The 18,065-nt window shown below is 69.4% G+C and carries 19 protein-coding genes; 1 reads left to right on the top strand and 18 read right to left on the bottom strand.

Annotated features, from left to right (window positions below):
* Positions 1 to 556: aconitase family protein (locus JWN97_RS06735; RefSeq protein ID WP_297620317.1), on the bottom strand; the 556-nt coding region annotated here is incomplete at its 3' end.
* Positions 557 to 696: 140 nt separating this feature from the next.
* Between JWN97_RS06735 and JWN97_RS06730 the strand changes: the two genes are divergently transcribed.
* On the top strand, positions 697 to 1,227 hold the full coding sequence (locus JWN97_RS06730) for an AAA family ATPase (RefSeq protein WP_297620314.1): 531 nt from the start codon (positions 697 to 699) through the stop codon (positions 1,225 to 1,227).
* A 9-nt stretch (positions 1,228 to 1,236) separates the two neighbouring features.
* Here JWN97_RS06730 and JWN97_RS06725 read toward each other — a convergent pair whose 3' ends face one another.
* The 17 genes from JWN97_RS06725 to JWN97_RS06645 form a co-directional block, all read right to left on the bottom strand.
* Complete coding sequence (locus tag JWN97_RS06725) at positions 1,237 to 1,593, bottom strand: hypothetical protein (protein ID WP_297620311.1); 357 nt, start codon at positions 1,591 to 1,593, stop codon at positions 1,237 to 1,239.
* Between the two features lie 94 nt (positions 1,594 to 1,687).
* Positions 1,688 to 1,924 (bottom strand): hypothetical protein, encoded by a 237-nt coding sequence (locus tag JWN97_RS06720; protein WP_297620308.1) that lies wholly within the window; start codon positions 1,922 to 1,924, stop codon positions 1,688 to 1,690.
* A gap of 17 nt (positions 1,925 to 1,941) precedes the next feature.
* Positions 1,942 to 2,133 carry a hypothetical protein gene (locus JWN97_RS06715; RefSeq protein WP_297620305.1) on the bottom strand — a complete coding sequence of 64 codons (192 nt, stop codon included), beginning with the start codon at positions 2,131 to 2,133 and terminating at the stop codon, positions 1,942 to 1,944.
* A gap of 132 nt (positions 2,134 to 2,265) precedes the next feature.
* The gene (locus tag JWN97_RS06710) at positions 2,266 to 2,919 is read right to left on the bottom strand and encodes a Crp/Fnr family transcriptional regulator (RefSeq protein WP_297620301.1); all 654 of its coding nucleotides are present in this window, start codon (positions 2,917 to 2,919) and stop codon (positions 2,266 to 2,268) included.
* 4 nt (positions 2,920 to 2,923) lie between these two features.
* Positions 2,924 to 3,559, bottom strand: coding sequence for a histone deacetylase (locus JWN97_RS06705; RefSeq protein ID WP_297620298.1), 636 nt, complete (start codon positions 3,557 to 3,559; stop codon positions 2,924 to 2,926).
* The gene (locus JWN97_RS06700; RefSeq protein ID WP_297620295.1) at positions 3,556 to 5,121 is read right to left on the bottom strand and encodes a peptide ligase PGM1-related protein; all 1,566 of its coding nucleotides are present in this window, start codon (positions 5,119 to 5,121) and stop codon (positions 3,556 to 3,558) included. The genes JWN97_RS06705 and JWN97_RS06700 overlap by 4 nt, the downstream gene beginning before the upstream one ends.
* The gene (locus JWN97_RS06695; RefSeq protein WP_297620291.1) at positions 5,118 to 6,254 is read right to left on the bottom strand and encodes an adenylate/guanylate cyclase domain-containing response regulator; all 1,137 of its coding nucleotides are present in this window, start codon (positions 6,252 to 6,254) and stop codon (positions 5,118 to 5,120) included. Before JWN97_RS06695 ends, JWN97_RS06700 begins: the two co-directional genes overlap by 4 nt.
* On the bottom strand, positions 6,251 to 6,634 hold the full coding sequence (locus JWN97_RS06690; RefSeq protein ID WP_297620288.1) for a response regulator: 384 nt from the start codon (positions 6,632 to 6,634) through the stop codon (positions 6,251 to 6,253). The genes JWN97_RS06695 and JWN97_RS06690 overlap by 4 nt, the downstream gene beginning before the upstream one ends.
* 7 nt (positions 6,635 to 6,641) lie before the next feature.
* The gene (locus JWN97_RS06685) at positions 6,642 to 8,906 is read right to left on the bottom strand and encodes a GAF domain-containing protein (protein ID WP_297620285.1); all 2,265 of its coding nucleotides are present in this window, start codon (positions 8,904 to 8,906) and stop codon (positions 6,642 to 6,644) included.
* 1,092 nt (positions 8,907 to 9,998) lie between these two features.
* A complete protein-coding gene (locus tag JWN97_RS06680; protein ID WP_297620282.1) occupies positions 9,999 to 10,625 on the bottom strand; it encodes a histidine phosphatase family protein in 627 nt (208 codons plus the stop codon).
* Entirely contained in the window at positions 10,622 to 10,915 is a 294-nt protein-coding gene (locus tag JWN97_RS06675; RefSeq protein WP_297620279.1) for a BMC domain-containing protein, read from the bottom strand. The genes JWN97_RS06680 and JWN97_RS06675 overlap by 4 nt, the downstream gene beginning before the upstream one ends.
* Positions 10,908 to 13,373, bottom strand: a complete 2,466-nt coding sequence (locus JWN97_RS06670; protein ID WP_297620267.1) for a pyruvate, phosphate dikinase — start codon at positions 13,371 to 13,373, stop codon at positions 10,908 to 10,910. Before JWN97_RS06670 ends, JWN97_RS06675 begins: the two co-directional genes overlap by 8 nt.
* A complete protein-coding gene (locus JWN97_RS06665; RefSeq protein ID WP_297620264.1) occupies positions 13,370 to 13,963 on the bottom strand; it encodes a hypothetical protein in 594 nt (197 codons plus the stop codon). Before JWN97_RS06665 ends, JWN97_RS06670 begins: the two co-directional genes overlap by 4 nt.
* A 64-nt stretch (positions 13,964 to 14,027) precedes the next feature.
* Positions 14,028 to 15,452, bottom strand: a complete 1,425-nt coding sequence (locus JWN97_RS06660; protein WP_297620261.1) for a hypothetical protein — start codon at positions 15,450 to 15,452, stop codon at positions 14,028 to 14,030.
* A gap of 17 nt (positions 15,453 to 15,469) precedes the next feature.
* Complete coding sequence (locus tag JWN97_RS06655) at positions 15,470 to 15,886, bottom strand: PEP-utilizing enzyme (protein ID WP_297620258.1); 417 nt, start codon at positions 15,884 to 15,886, stop codon at positions 15,470 to 15,472.
* A gap of 72 nt (positions 15,887 to 15,958) precedes the next feature.
* Positions 15,959 to 16,909, bottom strand: coding sequence for an HAD hydrolase-like protein (locus JWN97_RS06650; protein WP_297620255.1), 951 nt, complete (start codon positions 16,907 to 16,909; stop codon positions 15,959 to 15,961).
* A gap of 1 nt (position 16,910) precedes the next feature.
* Positions 16,911 to 17,903, bottom strand: coding sequence for a hypothetical protein (locus JWN97_RS06645; protein WP_297620252.1), 993 nt, complete (start codon positions 17,901 to 17,903; stop codon positions 16,911 to 16,913).
* Positions 17,904 to 18,065 lie beyond the last annotated feature (162 nt).

Here is an 18,065-nt window from a genome sequence, read left to right as displayed (position 1 = left end):
CGATGTTGACCTGGTGCACGATGCCGGTGCCGGGCGGGACGACCTTGAAGTCGTCGAAGGCGCCCTGGCCCCAGCGCAGGAACTGGTAGCGCTCGCGGTTGCGCTCGTACTCGATCTCGACGTTGCGCTCGAACGCATCGGCGGAGCCGAAGACATCGGCGATGACGGAGTGGTCGATGACCATCTCGGCCGGTGCGAGCGGGTTGATCTTCGTCGCGTCGCCACCGAGCTCGGCCATCGCCTCGCGCATGGTGGCGAGGTCGACGACGCACGGGACGCCGGTGAAGTCCTGCATGATCACGCGCGCCGGCGTGAACTGGATCTCCTGGTCGGGGGTCGCGCTGGCGTCCCACCCGGCGATCGCCTTGATGTGGTCGGCGGTGATGTCGCCGCCGTCCTCGGTGCGGAGCAGGTTCTCGAGGAGCACCTTGAGCGAGAAGGGCAGGCTCTCGACGTCGAGGCCCTCACCCTTCACCGCATCGAGGCGGTAGATCTCGTAGGACTTGCCGTCCACGTCCAGGGTGCCCTTGGCACCGAAGCTGTCCTGACTGGCCATCAGCCACATCTCCTCGGGAGTTCGCGGGTTCACGCCCATCTTGCCGTCGCACCCGAAGGGACGGGAAGACAGACGACCCCTAGTTCTGACGTCGTATGTATCTTGACGTCAAGATATCATACGCGGTCTAGCCTCGGCGCGTGGGCACGCTCCTCCATCTCAACGGACCTTCCGGAGTCGGGAAGTCGACGCTCGCGCACGCCTACGCCGCCGCGCACCCCGGCACGCTGGTGTGCGACATCGACGAGCTGCGCGCGTGGGTGTCGGGCTGGTCGGACGACTTCGTCGGCACCGGCGAAGCCGTGCGCGCCTCGGCCCTGGCGTTGATCACCGCCTACCTGCGCACCGGTCGCGACGTCGTGCTCCCCCAGCTCGTCGTCACGCCCGGGCAGCTGGACCGGTTCGAGTCGGCGGCGGCGGAGGCGGGAGCGGCGTACGTCGGCGTGGTGCTGACCGTCGAGCCCGACGTGCTGCTCGAGCGGCTCCACGCCCGCGCCCTCACGCCGGTCACCGAGGTCGTCTCGCGGATCATCGAGGAGCGGGGCGGCGACGCGCTCGTGCTGCAAGGTCGGCGCGAGCTGCTCGACCTGGTCGACGACCGTGGGCTCGTCGTCGTCGACGCGACCGAACGCGACTCGGCGCTGGCCGCCCTGCAGCGACTCCGGTCCTGACCTGCTGGCTCAGGAGATTCCCGCCACCGCGTCGAGCCGCTGCAGCAGGTCGTGCGCGGCGAGCTCCACCTTCTTGTGCCGCCACTCCGACGCCCGGTAGACGCACGCGATGAGCCCGCTGCGGTGCACCCGCCGGAAGTCGCCGTAGACGAAGGCGTGGCGCGCCTTGGTCTCCTCGTTGGCGCCCTCGGTCAGCCCGAGGTGCCAGGCGGCGTAGTCCGCCCAGGAGTGCTGGTCGAGGTAGGCGTTCTGCGCCTCGGCGTCCGGCTGGTTCTCGCCCCAGTCGCTGTCCAGGACGTACTGCCGGGCGTCGATCAGCTTCCGGGCGTGGGCGACGGCGTCGGGGTTGACCGCGTAGGTGGCCATGCGCCACCCTCCCCCGCGGCCGCACGGTGGGCAACCCTCAGCGCCGGAGAGGCTCCAGCAGAGCGCCGGTGACACGAGCTGGAGCCCGACGCCGTCAGCGTGGCGGTCGGTCGTCAGGCGCGTGAGCGGCCGGGATGAGCTCGTCGGCGGCGTCGCGAAGGGCTGCGGCGCACTGGCGATGGACGACGACGGTGACGGGGGTGGGCTCCCAGTAGTGGACACGGGCGGCCACGCCCGCCGCGACCTCCTCCTCGTGCCGGGCCAGACGCAGGAGCTCCCGGCGCAGCTCGTCGAGCACCTGGTCGCGCGCGGGTGCGGGTTGGGGGGACATGGTCGGCTCCGTCCGGCTCAGCCGTTGGCGTGGGGGAAGTAGACGAGCCGCCAGACGCGGGAGTGCCGGCGGGGCGACGTGGCGACCGGTCGCGAGACTCGCTGGGCCTCGGTCTGCTTGACCTCGCGGGCCAGGCGGCGCTGCTCAGCGTCGCGCATCCGGTCCGCGAGCATCGATCGGTAGATGGCGGTGGCTTCGTAGGTGGACATGTCGAGCTCCTGGGCTGGGATCGGGTCTCCTGATGGGGTGACTCGATCCTGGGCCGGTGACGAGGAGAACTCTGTTCGTCCGAGGACAGTTCGACTGATCGATCGAGAACGGTGACGACGTCGATCCACGCCCTACGCGGGGCACCGGCGCTGCAGCTCGGCCAGGTCGAGGACCTCGATCCTGGCACGGCCCAACCGGACGACACCCCGGTCCGAGAGCCGTTTGAGCACCTGGTTGACCGGTGGTCGCGTGGCCCCGACGAGGTCCGCCAGCTGCGTCTGGCTCAGCGGGATGGCGACTGAGCCGTCGGGTCGCTGGTAGGTGCTGGCGAGCTCGAGGAGGCGCCGGTACACCCGGCGATCGAGGCTCTCGTACATGGTCTCGAGCAGTCGTCGGCTCAGCAGGTCGATCCGGTCCGCCAGCAGGGTGGCGAGGACCCGCTCGATGGTGGGGTGCGTCCCGCACAGCCTGTTGAACGCCGCGATCGTCACGGCCAGCGTCCTGCTGGGCTCGAGTGCCGTCACCGTGGCGGTGCGCCGGCCGTCGGCCCGGAGCAGCGCGAGCTCGCCGAAGTAGTCGCCCGGAGACAGGATGGTGAGCGTCGCGGTGGCGCCGGAGGCCAGCGTGCCGTGCACTCTGAGGTGGCCCTCCTCCACCAGGTGCAGCGAGTCAGCGGGATCGCCCTCGTGGCAGAGGACCTCGTTGCGTCCGAACGTCCGCGGGCGGGCCAGGGCCAGGAACGCGTCGCGATCCTCGGCTCTCAGCGGTTCCAGCAGCCGCCACATCTCGTCAGTGAAGCACAGGAGCGACGCCGCCGTCCGTGGGCTCGATGCCGGGCATCTGGGCGAGGTAGAGGTCGATCCGATCGTCGTCCCAGCCGCGGGTCTGCCTGAGTCCGGTCCTGATCCAGTGCAGATAGGCCGCGGTGGGAGCCACCGGCGACATCGTCGCGACGGCGCGATGCGTGACCGTGACCAGCGGTGCGCCGTTGCGAGTGCCGAGGACGCGGAGCGTGTCGTAGAGCCCGGTGGCGCCCCACCCCTGTGCCGGGCAGCCACCGTCGCCCAGCCACGCCTCGATCCGGAGCGCGACGGTGCCACCGGGAGGTTGCCAAATCTCCTGCGCCACGACGTCGGCGAGCTGCGCGGATGTGACGAGGTACCCGCGGCCGACGGCCTCGCCGGCTGCTGCGCCGTCGTGGAAGGCGATGCCGCCGCCCCACACCCTCGACCGTCCGGCGAAGACCAGCCGCCCCGGGAGCGACACGGCGACCGCATCGGCCGGCTCCTGGGGATCGCGACAGCCGGGGTAGACACGTGCTCCGCCGGGCACCGGGCCGCCGCGCAGGTAGCACCGGAAGCGCTCGAGCGCGAGGTTCGAGCCGTACGCGACGTACCAGGACCGGCGCTGCGCCTGACCGCTCATCCCGGGAGCGGCCGCTCCTGCAGGGCCAGCCGCGCCTCCTCCAGCAGGATCCGCTCCGCCTCGACGTAGCGCTCCCACGCCTCCTGCGCGCTGTCCCCGACGGCCGTCAATCCCACTCGTCCGTGCTCGGTGAGGCAGCTGATCATGTGGAACACGACCCCGGCCTGGAGCGACTGGTCGAACAGCAGGCCGTGGCGGGCGACGATGTCGAACAGGTCCGCCGGGGCGAGGCCCCGGAGCAGGTCGGACTCGAGGTGATCCGTCGCCGCCAGGTGCTTCGCGCGCCCTCCTGGCGTGAGGAAGAGACCGACGTCCGGGTGGTAGCGGCCGTCGGTGAGGAACTGGAGGGTCAGGAAGGGGTGGGTCGTGCCGCCCCGGCGCAGGTTGAGCTCGATGGCGTACGACGTCCACGCGCCACTGGCGTCGCGCACGACGACGAAGTCGATCGCGAACCGTCCGAGCGCGCCGAGCGTCGCCAGGCGTTCGCCCACCAGGGCGGCCTGCTCCGAGATCGCTCCGGCGTACTCCGGTGAGGCGGGGAAGGTGCAGCCCAGGTAGCTCTGACCGCTCGCACCGCCGAGCAGCTGGTCGTGCGTCGACGGCAGCTCGACCCGGCCTTCGGGCAGGACGCGCAGCTGCACGCTCGGGCTGCGCACCTCGTCGCCCGTGATCCGCTCCTCGACGATGCCCGCCCCCTCCTCGAGCTTGGCGAGGTACACCGCACGCGGCGTCCGCTGGGACTCCAGCTCCATCGCATCCAGGCGCGCTAGCACGCACTCGCGCTCGTCGGGTGCGCCGGGGGGAGGCAGGCCGTCGAGCCGGACGAGTGCGTTGCCCGCGCCGGACACGCCCTCGTTGAGCTTCACGATCGCGCCCTCCATGGTCGGCCGCTCGGCCCGCATCCTCATCAACGCGTCGGCGACCTCGTCGAGCCGCCGGAGGTCCTCCGCCCCCAGCGGGTGCGGGATCCCGACCTCGGCGAAGAGCCGACGGCAGCCGGTCTTGGAGCCGAGCGGAGCGAGTCGCGGGTCGGCGCCGAACATGGGGATCCCCAGGCTCAGCGCCAGGTCGCGCTCGAGCTCGGTGGCGTTGTACGGCACCAGGTGGCAACGGCCCGGGTTCGGGATGCCCGCGGCGATGCGGCTCAGCAGCGCGGGGCGGTCCAACAGCTTCTCGCTCAGCGACCTCTCCGACATGTCGTGGACGGCGACGAGCGACAGCCGGGCGCGAGCATGGCTCGGGATGATGCCGGGGAGCAGTGAGAGGTAGTACTCGATGATCTCCGGCGCGATCGGTCCCGAGGTGACGTAGGTCATCCGGAGGCGGGGCTGGCGCAGCAGCATCAGCATGAAGAGGTAGCGCTCCTCGTAGGCCTGCATGAGGCTGCCGCTCGGCGCCACCGCTCGATCGAGGGTCACGGACGGGATGACCACGACGCACTCGTCGGCGTGGCCGAGGCGCATGGCCGACCAGACGCCGGTCAGCGTGCCCTGGAGCTCGTCGAAGCGGCGGTAACGCTCGGCCTCGGAGAGGTCGGAGAGGAGGAAGTCGGGCGGGCTCATGACGCGGTCCTGGCGCTGTCGAGGCCGCGGATCGAGAACGCGCGGACCGGGCGGCTGAACCCACGCAGCTCGCGGGTGCCGACGTCCTCCGCGACGACGGACGCGCCGGCGGCGGCATGGACACGCGCGGTGGTGAGGATCTCCCACGGCCCCGCGTCGGAGCACAGTCGGGACGCCAGGTTGGTGACGGTGCCGATGGCCGCGTAGTCGAAGCGACCCTCGAATCCGATCCTGCCCAGCGTGGCGTAGCCCTGGGCGATCCCGATGCCGAGCGCGAGGTCGTGCCCCTGCCGGGACCACGTCTCGGCCAGGCCCATCACCCGGGAGCGCATCGCGACGCTCATCCGGATCGCTCGCAACGGGCCGTCGTCGCAGCGCACAGGATCGTTGAAGAAGACCATCAGCCCGTCGCCGGTGAAGCGCTCCAGCGTGCCCTCGAAACGGAACACCAGGTCGCCGAGCGCCGCGTGGTAGTCGGCGAGCACTCCCATCACCTCCTCGGGCTCGCTGGCCTCGGCGAACGGCGTGAACCCGCGCAGGTCGCAGAAGACGACGACGATCTCGCGCCGGTGGCTGTCGAGGAACGACACGTCGCCGGAGTCGACGATCAGCTCCGCGAGCTGAGGTGACAGGAAGCGTCGCAGCCGACCCAGCCGCTCCAGCTGCGCGACCTGGCTCGCGACCCGGCTCTCCAGCTCCCGGTTCCAGTTGGCGAGCTCGTGCGCCTGGCGCCGTATCGTGTCCTGGTAGCGCTTGATCCGGGTCAGCGAGGCGACCCGGGCGAGCAGCTCGTTGCGGTTCACCGGCTTGGTGAGGAAGTCGTCCGCTCCTGCCTGCAGGGCCCGCACCTTCTGCTCGTCACCGCTCGCGGTGACCATCACGACCGGCAGGTACGCCGTCTCGGGACGCTCCCGGATGCGTTCGCAGACCTCGTAGCCGTCCATGCCGGGCATCACGATGTCGAGGAGCACGAGATCGAGCTCGTCCTCGGCGATCATCTGGAGCGCCTCGTCGCCCGACGACGCCGTGGGCACGTCGTACCCGAGCGGGGTGAGGATCGCGTCGAGGAGCCGGACGTTGGCGGGCTGGTCGTCCACCACGAGCACGCGGGCGCGACCCGGATCGGGGTTCATCGCACGCGTCCGAGCTTGAGGAAGTCCTCGACCTGCTGTGGCAGGGCGCGGACGCTGATCGGCTTCTCCACGTATCCGTCGAACCCGTGGGCCAGCGCCCGCTCGCGGTCGTCATCCATGGCGAAGGCGGTGACGGCCACGACCGGCACGCTTCGGGTGCCCTCCGCAGCCCGAAGCCGGCGGAGTGCCTCGGCACCGTCGATGCCCGGCAGTTGGAGGTCCATCAGGACGAGGTCCGGACCGACCTGTCCCGCGAGGCGGACCCCGTCCTCACCGCTGGTGGCCTCGACGACCTCGAAGCCGAAGTGGGTCAGCACGTCCCGGACGAGCTTGAGGTTCTTGGGGTTGTCCTCGATCACGAGGATCCGTCGGCCGCTCATCGCATCCTCACTCCGGTTCCAACGCGCCGGCGCCCGACCGCACCGGCGGCACGACGCGCTCCAGGGCATCGAGCAGCGCGTCGCGGGAGACGGGCTTGACGAGGTACGCCGCAGCCCCCAGCGCCGCGCCGCGCTGTCGCTCGTCGACGATCGACACCACGATCACGGGGATGTCGCGGGTCTCCGGCTGCGCCTTGAGGGCTGTCAGCACCGCCCAGCCGTCCATGCCGGGCAGCCGGATGTCCAGCAGCACGGCGCTCGGCCGCTTGCGCCGGACCGCCTCCAGGCCCGCCAGTCCGTCGCGAGCCGCCGTCACCCGCACCGATGCGCCGTCCAGGAAGGCGCTGAACAGGTCCAGCGACGGGCGGTCGTCCTCGATGACGACGACTTCGCGGGACCCTGGAGCCTGGTCCGGATCCGGGACGTCGTCGCTGGTCCGGGACGGCAGGGCGAAGCCGAACGTGCTGCCCACACCGACCTCGCTGGTCAACCACATCCGGCCTCCGAGGAGCTCCACGAGGCGGCGCGACAGGGTCAGCCCGAGCCCCGTGCCCTCCTCGCGCGAGGCACCGCGACCCCCCTGCTGGAACGACTCGAAGATGCGCTCCCGGTCCGGCTCCGGGATGCCGATCCCGGTGTCCGTGACGGTCACCTCGATGTCGGTCGGCGTGCGCCGGGCCCGGACGAGGACCGTGCCGCCGTCACCGGTGAACTTCACGGCATTCGTGACGAGGTTGAGGACGACCTGCTTGATCCGCAGCTGGTCGGAGTAGACGACCCCGACAGCGGGGTCGATGTCGACGCGCAGCGAGATGCCGTGCGACGACGCCCGCTCGCGCAGCATGCCGACCGCCTCGCCGAGAAGGAGTCCGAGGTCGACCGCGGAGTACTCCAGCTCCATCCGGCCGGCCTCGACCTTCGACAGGTCCAGAATCTCGTTGAGCAGCTCCAGCAGGTGCTTGCCGGACCCGTGGATGTCGCGCAGGTACTCCTCCTGCCGTTCGTTGATGTCCCCGAACATCCGCTCGAGCAGCACCTCGGAGAAGCCCAGGACGGCGTTGAGCGGGGTGCGCAGCTCGTGGGACATGCTGGCCAGGAACTCCGACTTGTGCCGGCTCGCCATCTCCAGCTCGAGGCTCTGCTCCTTGAGCTCGCGGAAGAGCTGCGCGTTCAGCAGCGCCAGCGCGGACTGGCTGGCGAAGGTCTCCAGGAGGTCCACCACCTCTGCGGGGAAGTCGCCCGTGCGCTTGCGCCGCACGATCAGGGAGCCCAGGATCTTGCCCTCCCGCAGGAGGGGGACGGCGACGAGGGAGAGCCAGCCGTTGCTGCGAAGGATCTCCAGGTGCGGGTCGAGCTCGACGGCAGCCGTGAGGTCGGGGACGACGATCGGTCGTCGTTCGCGCGCGGCGCGCCCGACGAGCGTCGCGTCCAGGTCGATCCGGACGCTGCGGAGCTGCTCGACGACCTCGGGAGCCGTGCGGTAGGCGCTGCGCACGAAGAACCGACGCTCGTGCTCGGCGTACTCCATGATCGATCCGCCGTCGGTGTCCGACAGGGCGACCGCGTGCTCGGCGATCGTGTCGAGCACGTCCTCCAGGTCGAGGGTGGAGCTGACCGCCTCGCCCACCGCACGGAGCGCCTCGAGCTCGTCGACCTTGCGGGCGAGCTGGACGCCGCGGGACTCGAGCTGCTGGACCAGCCTGACGCCGTGGACGGCGATCGCGGCCTGGACGGCGAACGCGCTGACGATGGCCATCTCCCGGTCGCCGAAGGGCCGGACGTCGTTGCGCCAGACGTTGAGGGCGCCGACAACTTCGTCGTCGACGATCAGCGGGGCCGCCACCACCGTGCGGAACCCGGCCGCCCGCTGCAGGTCGTGGCGACCGTAGTCCGGGTCGATCAGGACATCGGCGATCTGCAGGGTCCTGCGCTCCAGGCCGACGCGCCCGGTGAGGGTCTCGCGGTCCATGGCGATGGGGTGCTCGGTCAGCAGCCGTCGGGACTCCTCGGAGAGACCGACCGTCCTCATCAGGCGGAACGTGCCGTCCTCGAGGAGGTAGAGGTGGGCGGCCTCGGACCCGCACAGGCGCCGCGCGTTCTCGACGATGGTGGTGAGGACCGCGTCCGGGTCGGCGGTCGACCGTCCCATGGCCTCCAAGACCTCGGCCGTGGCCTCGAACCGGTCCCTGAGGGCGTCGTGGTCCCGGCGGAGCCGTTCGTGCTCCGCGGCGCTGACGGTCCCCACTGCGAGGTCCGGTGCAGGTTCGACCACGGTCGGTCCCTCCCTGCGGTCGGGCATCCCCGGCCGCGCCGCCCAGTCTCCTCGGCATGAGGGAGGTCGGCAACCACAGGAGGGGGAGGCGCGAGAGCTCGTCTGGACCAGGACGAGGTCATGTTCGCGCATCGCTCCTGTCCACCGAGTGGCAGGAGTGCGACGTCTCAGGCTGTTCGCGACGGCGTAGCGCTGCACGGCGCCTGACGCGCGCCCGTTCCACCCAGCGCAGAACCGGGTGTGTGTGCCCAACGGGGGCCACCAGGCGGGGTGACGGGGCTCGACGGCTCATCACGAACCGCGTCACCGCAGGTCGGAGCCGGTCTTCTCCAGCAGCGCGACGCATTCGACGTGGTGCGTCATCGGGAACTGGTCCATGGGCCTGAGCGTGAGTGCGATTCTTTGCGATCGACTGCGCTCACTAGGCCGAATGCGCCCCTGACCTGCAGCGATGTCGCCCGAGAGACCTGGTGTCGTCAGCACGCAGGTGCGTGTGTTTGCGAATCAAAGTGAGCCCATTCCGAGCCCTCGTGTCAGCGGGGACCGACGGTCGCAAACGTCCGCAGCGCGCGCACGAGGCTACCTGCCTGCAAGGGGCAGCTCGAGCTGACTTGCGCCATCTGATTGCGGCACGGAGTTTCAGCCTCTGCTGCGTTGTGGTGCGTACCGGGTCCCCTATGAGCGGCAGACACTCCCCCACGACCCAAGGGACACGAGGGCACCCGTTCGTCGCGCCGACAGCGGCGCCGACAACTACAGGGGCGAGGCGAAACCGCGTCGCCGTAGGCGCACACAGGACGCAAAGAGCACGCGCCGTCGCGGGTCATCGCTGCGATGTCGTGTCCGACTTCTGGTCGACCTTGGAGGAGGATTTGAACCGCAACCCTCTGGGAGAGATCGAGCGCTACGGATTGACTCGGATGATCGCGGATCTCCTCGGGTTTACGCGGAGAGAGCTCGCGGTTCACTTCGGAGTGTAGTGCCTTGGCATGGACGTGGTCGGACTGTAAGTGGCTAGTTTGTGACAGCGCATCGAATCAAGCGTTTCGTCTGCTTCGGTCGTTGTCGCTGGCGAGTCCCCCACCCGACGGTCTAGTGATGAACGACGGTCGGCCACGACAGGCACGACCACTCGCCGTCGCGGCGTTCCACGACGATGGCGGTCCCGTTGCCCGGCACGCCCCGCTCGACGTCGGCGTAGCCCAGATTGGCGCACAGGTGCAGCAGCCCGGCGACCAGGCATCCGCCGTGGGAGACCATCGCGGTCGTGCCACCGAGGTGCTCGTCGGCGATTGCGTCCAGGGACTCGCGCATGCGGCTCACCACGTCGGTCCCGGTCTCGCCTCCCTCGAACGACGGGGCGAGGTCGTCGCCCCGGATCCAGGCCTGGAAGGCGGGGTGCTGGAAGAACTCCGTGTTGGTCCCCGGGGTCCCCTCGCGGGCTCCCAGCCCGACTTCTCGCAGACCGTCGAGGACTGTGACCTCGCGGTTCACGGCGGCTCCGACGATCTCAGCCGTCTGGCGGGCTCGGAGCAGAGGGCTGGAGTAGACGTGGGCCACCCCTTCGGCCACCAGCGCCAGCCCGGTTGCGGCCGCCTGCTCACGCCCCAGGTCGGTCAACGGAGTTCCCGGGATCTCCGAGGAGAACCGGCGTTGGACGTTGATCTCCGCCTCCGCGTGCCGAAGGCAGATGACACGACTGACGGACGGCGACGTCACCGAACTGGGGGACGATCGAGGATGTCGGCGATCTCGCCGTGCGGGCGTGGGATGACGTGGGTCGACACGACGGTGCCGACGGCTTCGGCTGCCGCCCGCCCCGCGGCGACGGCGGCGCTCACCGCCCCCACGTCTCCCTCGACGATGATGGTGATCAGTCCACCGCCGGGCTGCTGGCGGCCGACCAGACGGACGTTCGCCGCCTTGACCATGGCGTCGGCGGCCTCCGTGGCCGCGACGAGGCCGTGCGTCTCCACGAGGCCTAGGGAACGTCCAGATGCGTCAACCATTGTCTTTCTCCTCACTACGGCGCTGGTGCGTGTGTTGGGCGAGCAAGAGGCGCAATTGCTCCGCATGGACCGACGAGCTGGCGAAACGGCGTACGCCGAGGGAGTGGAGGTCGGTGGCCAGCGCTCCGCCGGATGCGGGCAGCACGACACCGAGCGGGGGTCCGTCGACGACGGGCAGGGCGTCGAGCAGCCACGCGACGAGGGGCCAGGAGCTGAGACCTCGATCGGGACGGTCCCCCTCGGGCGTCGGCGCGAGCAGCAGGTCGTCCGTCCGGCCCTCCACGGAGCGGATCAGTGCGGGCAGGTCTATCCAGAGCGCCCGGCCGGATGCGGCGAAGCCCGTGATGTCGAAGACCGCGGCGGCGTTCTGCAGTACCGCCCCCACCTCGACAGTGGACTGCTCCCCCACGAGCTCGGCGAAACGCTCCAAGTCCTCCGGTGTCGTGACGCCGGCGAGCAGGACGGCGACGTCCGTACGACCGGCATCCGCGACCGCGCCGGCGACACCTGCCAGGCACCGCTCCAGCAGACCGGTCCAACCGAGGGGTTCGAGCTGCTCCGGAGCCAGTGCCGTCCAGTGGTCGAGCAGCCGCCGGGCGCGCGCCGTGCTGAGCGACGGCATCCGCAGCTGGAGGGGGAGCTGGTGCTGGGCGAACAGGTCTGCGCACGCCTTCCGGGTCTCGGCCTCGATGACATCACCGGATGCGGCACCGTCCGGGCTGGGCTCCAGTACCCACGTGTCCACGGCCGCGACGAAGGGCTCGAGCCGTCCGGTCCACGCCAGGACGTCGACCAGGCCCAGGGTCACGGGACCGTTCCCGCCGAGGGCGTCCGACCCCGTGCGCCACACGTCGGCGCGGGATGCGAGGTCGGCCCAGCTGAGGACCGTCTCGAGGGCGAGGGCCTCGTCGCGGCCCCGACCCAGCGGAAGTGCACCGCGGAAGATCTCCCCTGTGGCACCGTCGACCGACAGCGCGACACCCTCCTCGAACACTTCTGTGCCGATCGTGACGGTCCTCGAGCCGAGGTCCACCTCGATGTCCTCGCAGCCGACGACGCAGGCCTTGTCGAGAGCACGGGAGACGACGGCCGCGTGGCTCGTGGCTCCACCGCGCTGGGTGACGACGGCCTGGGCGGCGATCATGCCGTGGAGGTCCTGGGGGCTGGTGGTTGGACGTACGAGCACGACAGCGAGACCCTCGGCCTCCAGGTCGGCGGCCCGGTCGGGGTCCACCACGAGCATTCCCGCGGCGTGGCCGGGAGACGCGGCGATGCCAGTGGTCAGCACGTCACCGCGCGCCCGCGCCGCGTCCACCTCGGCCTGGTCAAACCGGGGGGTGACCAGGCTGGCGACCTGGTCGATGCTCACCCTCTGGATGGCGTCCTCGACCGAGATCTCACCGTCCTCGACCAGCTGGGCGGCGATGGTGAGGGCGGCCTGCGCGGTGCGCTTGGCCGGGCGCACCTGCAGGAGGTAGAGCACGCCCTCCTCGACGGTGAACTCGATGTCGAGGGCATCGCGGTACTCGAGCTCGAGCCGCGCGCCGAGGGCGGTCAGCTGCTCGACCAGAGGGACCCACTCACCCTCGGCGGCGCTGAGGTGGGTGGGGGTGTGCGTGCCGGCCACCACCTCCTCGCCCTGCCCGCCGCTGAGGTACTCGCCGTAGAGCTGGGGGTGACCGGTGGCAGGGTCGCGGGTGAAGGCCACGCCGCTCCCCGAGGGCGTGCCCAGGTTGCCGAAGACCATCGCCTGCACGGTGACGGCGGTGCCCAGATCGTCGGAGATGCCGTGGTGCTTGCGATAGGTCTTGGCCCGTCGGGACTCCCAGGAGTCGAAGACGGCCTCGACCGTCGCGGTGAGCTGGTCCCACGGATCGGTGGGGGCGATGCATCCCTCGTCGCGGAGGTGCTGGACGACGGAGTCCTCGAAGGCCTGGGCCGTCTGCCCGGTCAGCGATGCGGCGGCGGCGTCGCGGGCGCCGCTCACGGCTCGTCGCAGCACCTCGGGGTCCACGTCCAGCACGATGTCGGCGTACATCGCCCAGAACCGGACCCACGTGTCCATCACGAACCCCGGATCGCCGCAGGCAGCAGCCAGACGCAGCGCGCCTCCGACGTCGAGGCCGAGGTTGAGGACCGTGTCCATCATCCCGGGCATGCTGATCTGGGCGCCGGACCGCACCGACACCAGGAGCGGGACACCGTCGCCGCCGGCGAAGGACTTGCCGGCGCGCTGCTCGAGCAGGTTCATGGCGTCGCGTACGTCGGCCACCAGCTCCGGGGGCACCGCGCCACTGTCGCGACGCAGCACGCAGGCCGACGTCTCGATCACGAACGCCGGGGGGACGGGCAGCTGCATGGCAGCCATCCGGGCCAGCCCGGCCGCCTTGCCCCCGAAGCGCGCGACGTCACGGCCGTCGATGCCGACGACGTCGTGGACCAGGTCGGTGGCGCTCATCCGTGCTCGGCCTCCGCGACGTCGCGAGGTCGTCCGAGCACGGTCAGGATGTCCTCGTGCAGCTCGAACCACACGTTGTGCACCGAGTCGAGCGTCAGGCTGGTGACCCACTCCGTGTGGCCGGCCTCGACCTTCTCCGTCGCGGCCTCGAAGCGGTCGGCGTAGCGCTGGTAGCGAGGCACGAAGCCCACGAAGGAGGTGAGCACCTTGATCTGGCGGTCGACCAGGCGCAGCACCTTGTCCAGGGCGGCGTCATCCGATCCACTCGTCTGCCAGGCACTGAGAGTCGTCAGGAACTGGGCGTTGAGCACCTCGAAGCGCTCGTACCAGGTGAGCACGTCCTGGGAGGTGCGCAGGTCTGAGTAGCGCTCGTCGTAGGCCGCGATCGCGGCGCGGACGCCGTCGGGCTGTTCCAGCATCCAGTTGCCGCCACCCACGTCGACGGCCAGGCCCTGGGTCGCCAGGTCGTCAAGGACCGAGCGGATCTCATCGGCCGGCATCGCGGTGATGTCGTGGAGGACGTCGATGGTCACCATCTTGCGAAGGTAGACGCCGTTCAGCACGGCGTACGACTCGTCGGGCAGGTTCATGTCTCTCCTTGGGATGGGGGCGCGGCCCGAACCGCGCCCCCTCGTGGATACAGCGGGCTGCGGCTCAGAGCACGCTGTACTTGGACCTGCGGAGATCCGTGCCCTCGGGGAAGGGCAGGTAGCCCGCACCCGAGAAGATCTTCTGCGGCACCGTCACTTGGACGAAGTTGCGCTTGGTGATGTCGTAGTAGGCCTGCGACACGCGCTGGTCGAGCTCCCAGAAGTCGTACTTGGCGCACACCTCGTCGTACAGGCCGGTTGCCCGCAGGTACGGCAGCAGCATGTCGATGTAGTAGCTGTAGATGCCGTTGGTGCACAGGATCCGCCGCGACATGCGCAGGGTCTTGTCGTACATCTTGACCGTCGCCTCACGGATCTTGTCGAGATGCGGGTCGAGCTGGTCCAGACCCAGCGGGTGGATCTCACCCATGGGCGTGTCCCACTTGTCCTTGACGAAGATCGCACCGCCGGTGATCGCCGGGATGTAGTTCTTCGGCTGCGTGAACGTCGTGGAGATGTCGTTGACGCGGATCTCCTCGAGGCCCAGCTTCTCGGGGTCGAGCACGACGGCGAGGGTGTAGGAGTAGGGCAACCCCTCGCAGACGTCGCTCCAGTGGTAGATCTCCTCGTTGACGAAGAGGTCACGGATGATGAGGATCCGGCCGTCCGGCAGCTCGTAGGGGCCGGTGTCACCCAGACCCAGCCGGCAGTCGTAGTGGTCGAAGAAGGCGAGCAGCTCCGCGGTGGCGTTGAACTGGGTGAACGCCTTGAACTGGTCCGAGCCCTCCTCGAAGTCGACGACCTCGTTCACCAGCATGTCGATGATGCTCTGGTCGTGGATCGCGCAGCGGTAGCGGTCCTGGGAGTTCAGGATGTAGCCGTCCTGGCGCTTGCCCCAGAGCACGCGCTGCATGAACTTCAGGATCTCGTTGCTCTCCTCGACGTAGTCGTCGGCCTGGATGGTCTCGAGGGCGAGCAGTCCGCAGCGGCCCATGCCGAAGGCGACGGCGCCGAGGCACCAGTCGTGCACGGCGTTGACCTTCGTGCCGATCTCGAACTTCGCGCTCGTACCGATGTCCATGATCCCTTGGGCGCCGACCTGATCGGTCATCAGTCGCATGAACTCCGGGTAGCGGTAGAACTCCTGCATGAACGAGAGGATCTCGTACTCCTGGCGCGGGATCATGCCGCTGACACCCTCGGTGGCGCGCATGACGAGCACGTCCCAGATGTTCCATGCGAGGTAGTTGTTGAGGTCGTTCATCTCCTCGAGGGTGAACTGGTCCTTGAGTACCTGTTCCTTGGTGACCTTCTCCATCACGCCGCTCTTGAGGCGCTCTCGGATCATCCGGTCGCCCTTGATGCCGTCCGGGATCGGGTCCATGCCGTGGAAGTTGCCCTGGTACAGCAGGTCTTGGAAGCGGAGGCCGTCGTCGCCGTCCTCGTAGCGCTTCTTGTACGACGCCTTGCGGATGTCACTGTCGGTCATCTGGATCGTCTCCCGCTTCAGTCTTGGAGGATGACTCGACCGGTGGTCGAGTCACTGCAGTCGATGGTCACGGTCTTGCCGTCGAGGGCGGCCACGATCTCCTCGAAGTGCGAGTCGTCCGTCTCGCCCGGCACGTAGCGCGACTCGCTGTCGACCAGCTGGGCGGTCATCACGCAGGGGGTCTGGAACTCGCGCGACAGGATCCCGAGGTGGGACTCCGGTGCCCCGGACATCGTGATGATGGCGGTCGATCCCATGCTCAGCGCCGGCGCGAGGAAGGTGGTGGTCCCGCCACGGACGAGGAGGACGTGTTCCTTCAGCTTCCCGCTGCGGATCAGCGCCATCACCGAGGCCGGGTCAGGCAGGTACTTCACAACCCCCGAGGGCTGGTTCGGGGTCTCAAAGGCGTTGAAGCCTTCTGCAACGACTGACATCAGGTGATGCCTCCTTCTTTGTTGGTGAAATCTGGTGTCGTGACTGCCAGGTGCCGCACAAATGCGCAGCGGCTACGCGCGGATGCCGATCCGCGCCAGGGCGGCAGTCAGCTCGCTGTCGTCCCTGAGAGGTGGGGCGGAACCGGGAGGAAGGGAGTGCGGCGTTGCCGCGACGGACCGTCGCGCGGCCGTTCGCCGCTGGGACGCCTGCCGGACCGCCTCGACCGTGGAGGTCCTTGTGAGGTTCAAGCGGTCCAGACCGACCACGGCCGGGCCCACCGAGCAGACGCCTGTGGTCTGGCAGCTCCCGGACTCGCACGTGCAGGCCCCGGACCGGCGGCAGCTCCCCCCGGGGAGGAGCCGGGCGACCAGCTCCTGGGGCCAGCAGGCGACGAACTCGGCGCCGGCCTCGAGCAACGCCTCCTCGTCGTGCATGCCCCACGACACCCCGACCACGCGCACTCCGGCTGCGACACCCTCCCGGACGTCGCCGATGGTGTCGGTGACGAGGACCACCTCGTCACCGGACCCCGGTTCGTCCTCGACGTACTCTGGAGAGCAGCGTCGGACGTTGCCGTAGAGGGGGTCCGCCAGCACCTCACGCAGCTTGTTCTTCTTGCTGAGGGCGATGTCGGCGGAGAACACGTGGGCGAAGCACCGTGCGACGCCGGCCGCCTCGAGGGTCCGGCGGATGGCCGTCATCGCGTTGGACGACATCACGGCCAGCGCGTAGTGCGGAGCCAGTTTCTTGACCACGTCGGCCATGCCGGGGACCAGGGTCGGGGTGTAGCGCTCCTGGAGGGCCGTCACGAAGTGCTCACGCACCGTCTCGGCCCGAGCAGGATCCCCGACCACCCGGTCCAGGGAGTCGAAGAAGTTGTCGTTGAAGAGGTCGAAGAAGTCCTGGGCACTGCGCACCGGCAGGTCGAACGCCCGGGCGGTGTCCTGGAAGATCTCCCAGGCTGCCCCCCGAGCCTGGACGAGGGTCCCGTCCATGTCGAAGACGACGATGCGCATGCTCATGTCAGACGGCGCTCGCCGTTGTGTCCCGGTCCGCGAGCGCGGCCAGGTGCGTGGTCTCGACGAAGTCCTGCAGTTCGCCGTAGCCCTCGCGACCGTTCACGGTCCAGCGGGCCAGGACGTTGAAGCCGACCATGTTGGGCCACGCCTGCCACGGGAACCGCGTCAGGCCGGTGCCCCGCAGCTCGTGCACCTCTCCGCGCGAATCGGTCACCTGCAGCTCGACGTCGCGGGCGTAGAGGTGCTCGTCGCGCGTCGTCCGGCCAGAGCCTGCGGCCAGCCCGTAGGCCTGCCCGTCGACCATCGCGTAGCCGTGGTTGAGGCTGAGCTCGTCGGTCTCGCCGGTGTGGTCCCAGGACCAGATCGCGTGGACCGCGTAGTTGTCGTCCACGTGGGCGTGGAGCCAGCTCATGTTGGGAGCCCCTCGCTCGGCGCGTGGCCCCCAGCTGTGGTCCATGGTGGAGACGCAGTCGATGGGGATCCTGCGGCCTCTGATGACGACCTCGCCCGTGTAGTGCCCGGTCTGGTCGAAGTGCCCGTTGTAGGCCTCACCCCAGGCGAAGCCCTCCTCCTTGGCACGCGCCGCGGTGATCGGGTCCATGTCGGGGTCGGCGATGTCGTAGGGCTGCATGAGCGCGCGGTACTCGACGTCGATCGTGGTGCCGGCACTGTCGTCGTACTCGATGTGCCAGTTCATGTTGGGCTCAGTGCACGTGATGTGCAGGCCGTTGAGCAACGAGTAGTCCGACAGCCGCTGGGGCTCCGGGATCGGCAGGTGGGCGCGGTGGTCGAAGAAGTTCGCGCGCCACGGCTCGTGGGCATCATGGTCGTTCATGCTGATGGTCGAGTGGACGACTCCGAGCTGGGGGCGGAAGAGCGCGTAGACCCCGATGTTGAGGTGCTCCTCGGCGTTGTAGAACCCGAAGAAGTTGGTCTCGGCCCAGATCTGGCTGCCGTTCTCGACAGGGTGGAACTCCACATCTTCTGGAGTGATCATGTGTGCCCCTTCGTGGCTTCGGTCGAGGGTGGGGAGAGGTTCGCTCCGGTGTGACGTACGTCATCTTGGCCACGCGACGTCGCGACTCTCCTGTCCCGCACCGCCATGATCCTCGGCGAGCATTTGTCGCCCGGGGATAAGCGCCCACGGCTCCGTCTCCAC

This window comes from Nocardioides sp. (assembly GCF_025965415.1).
Classification (GTDB): domain Bacteria; phylum Actinomycetota; class Actinomycetes; order Propionibacteriales; family Nocardioidaceae; genus Nocardioides.
The sequence above is the reverse complement of the archived record's forward strand: the minus strand, read 5'-3'. Positions and strand labels throughout refer to the sequence as shown.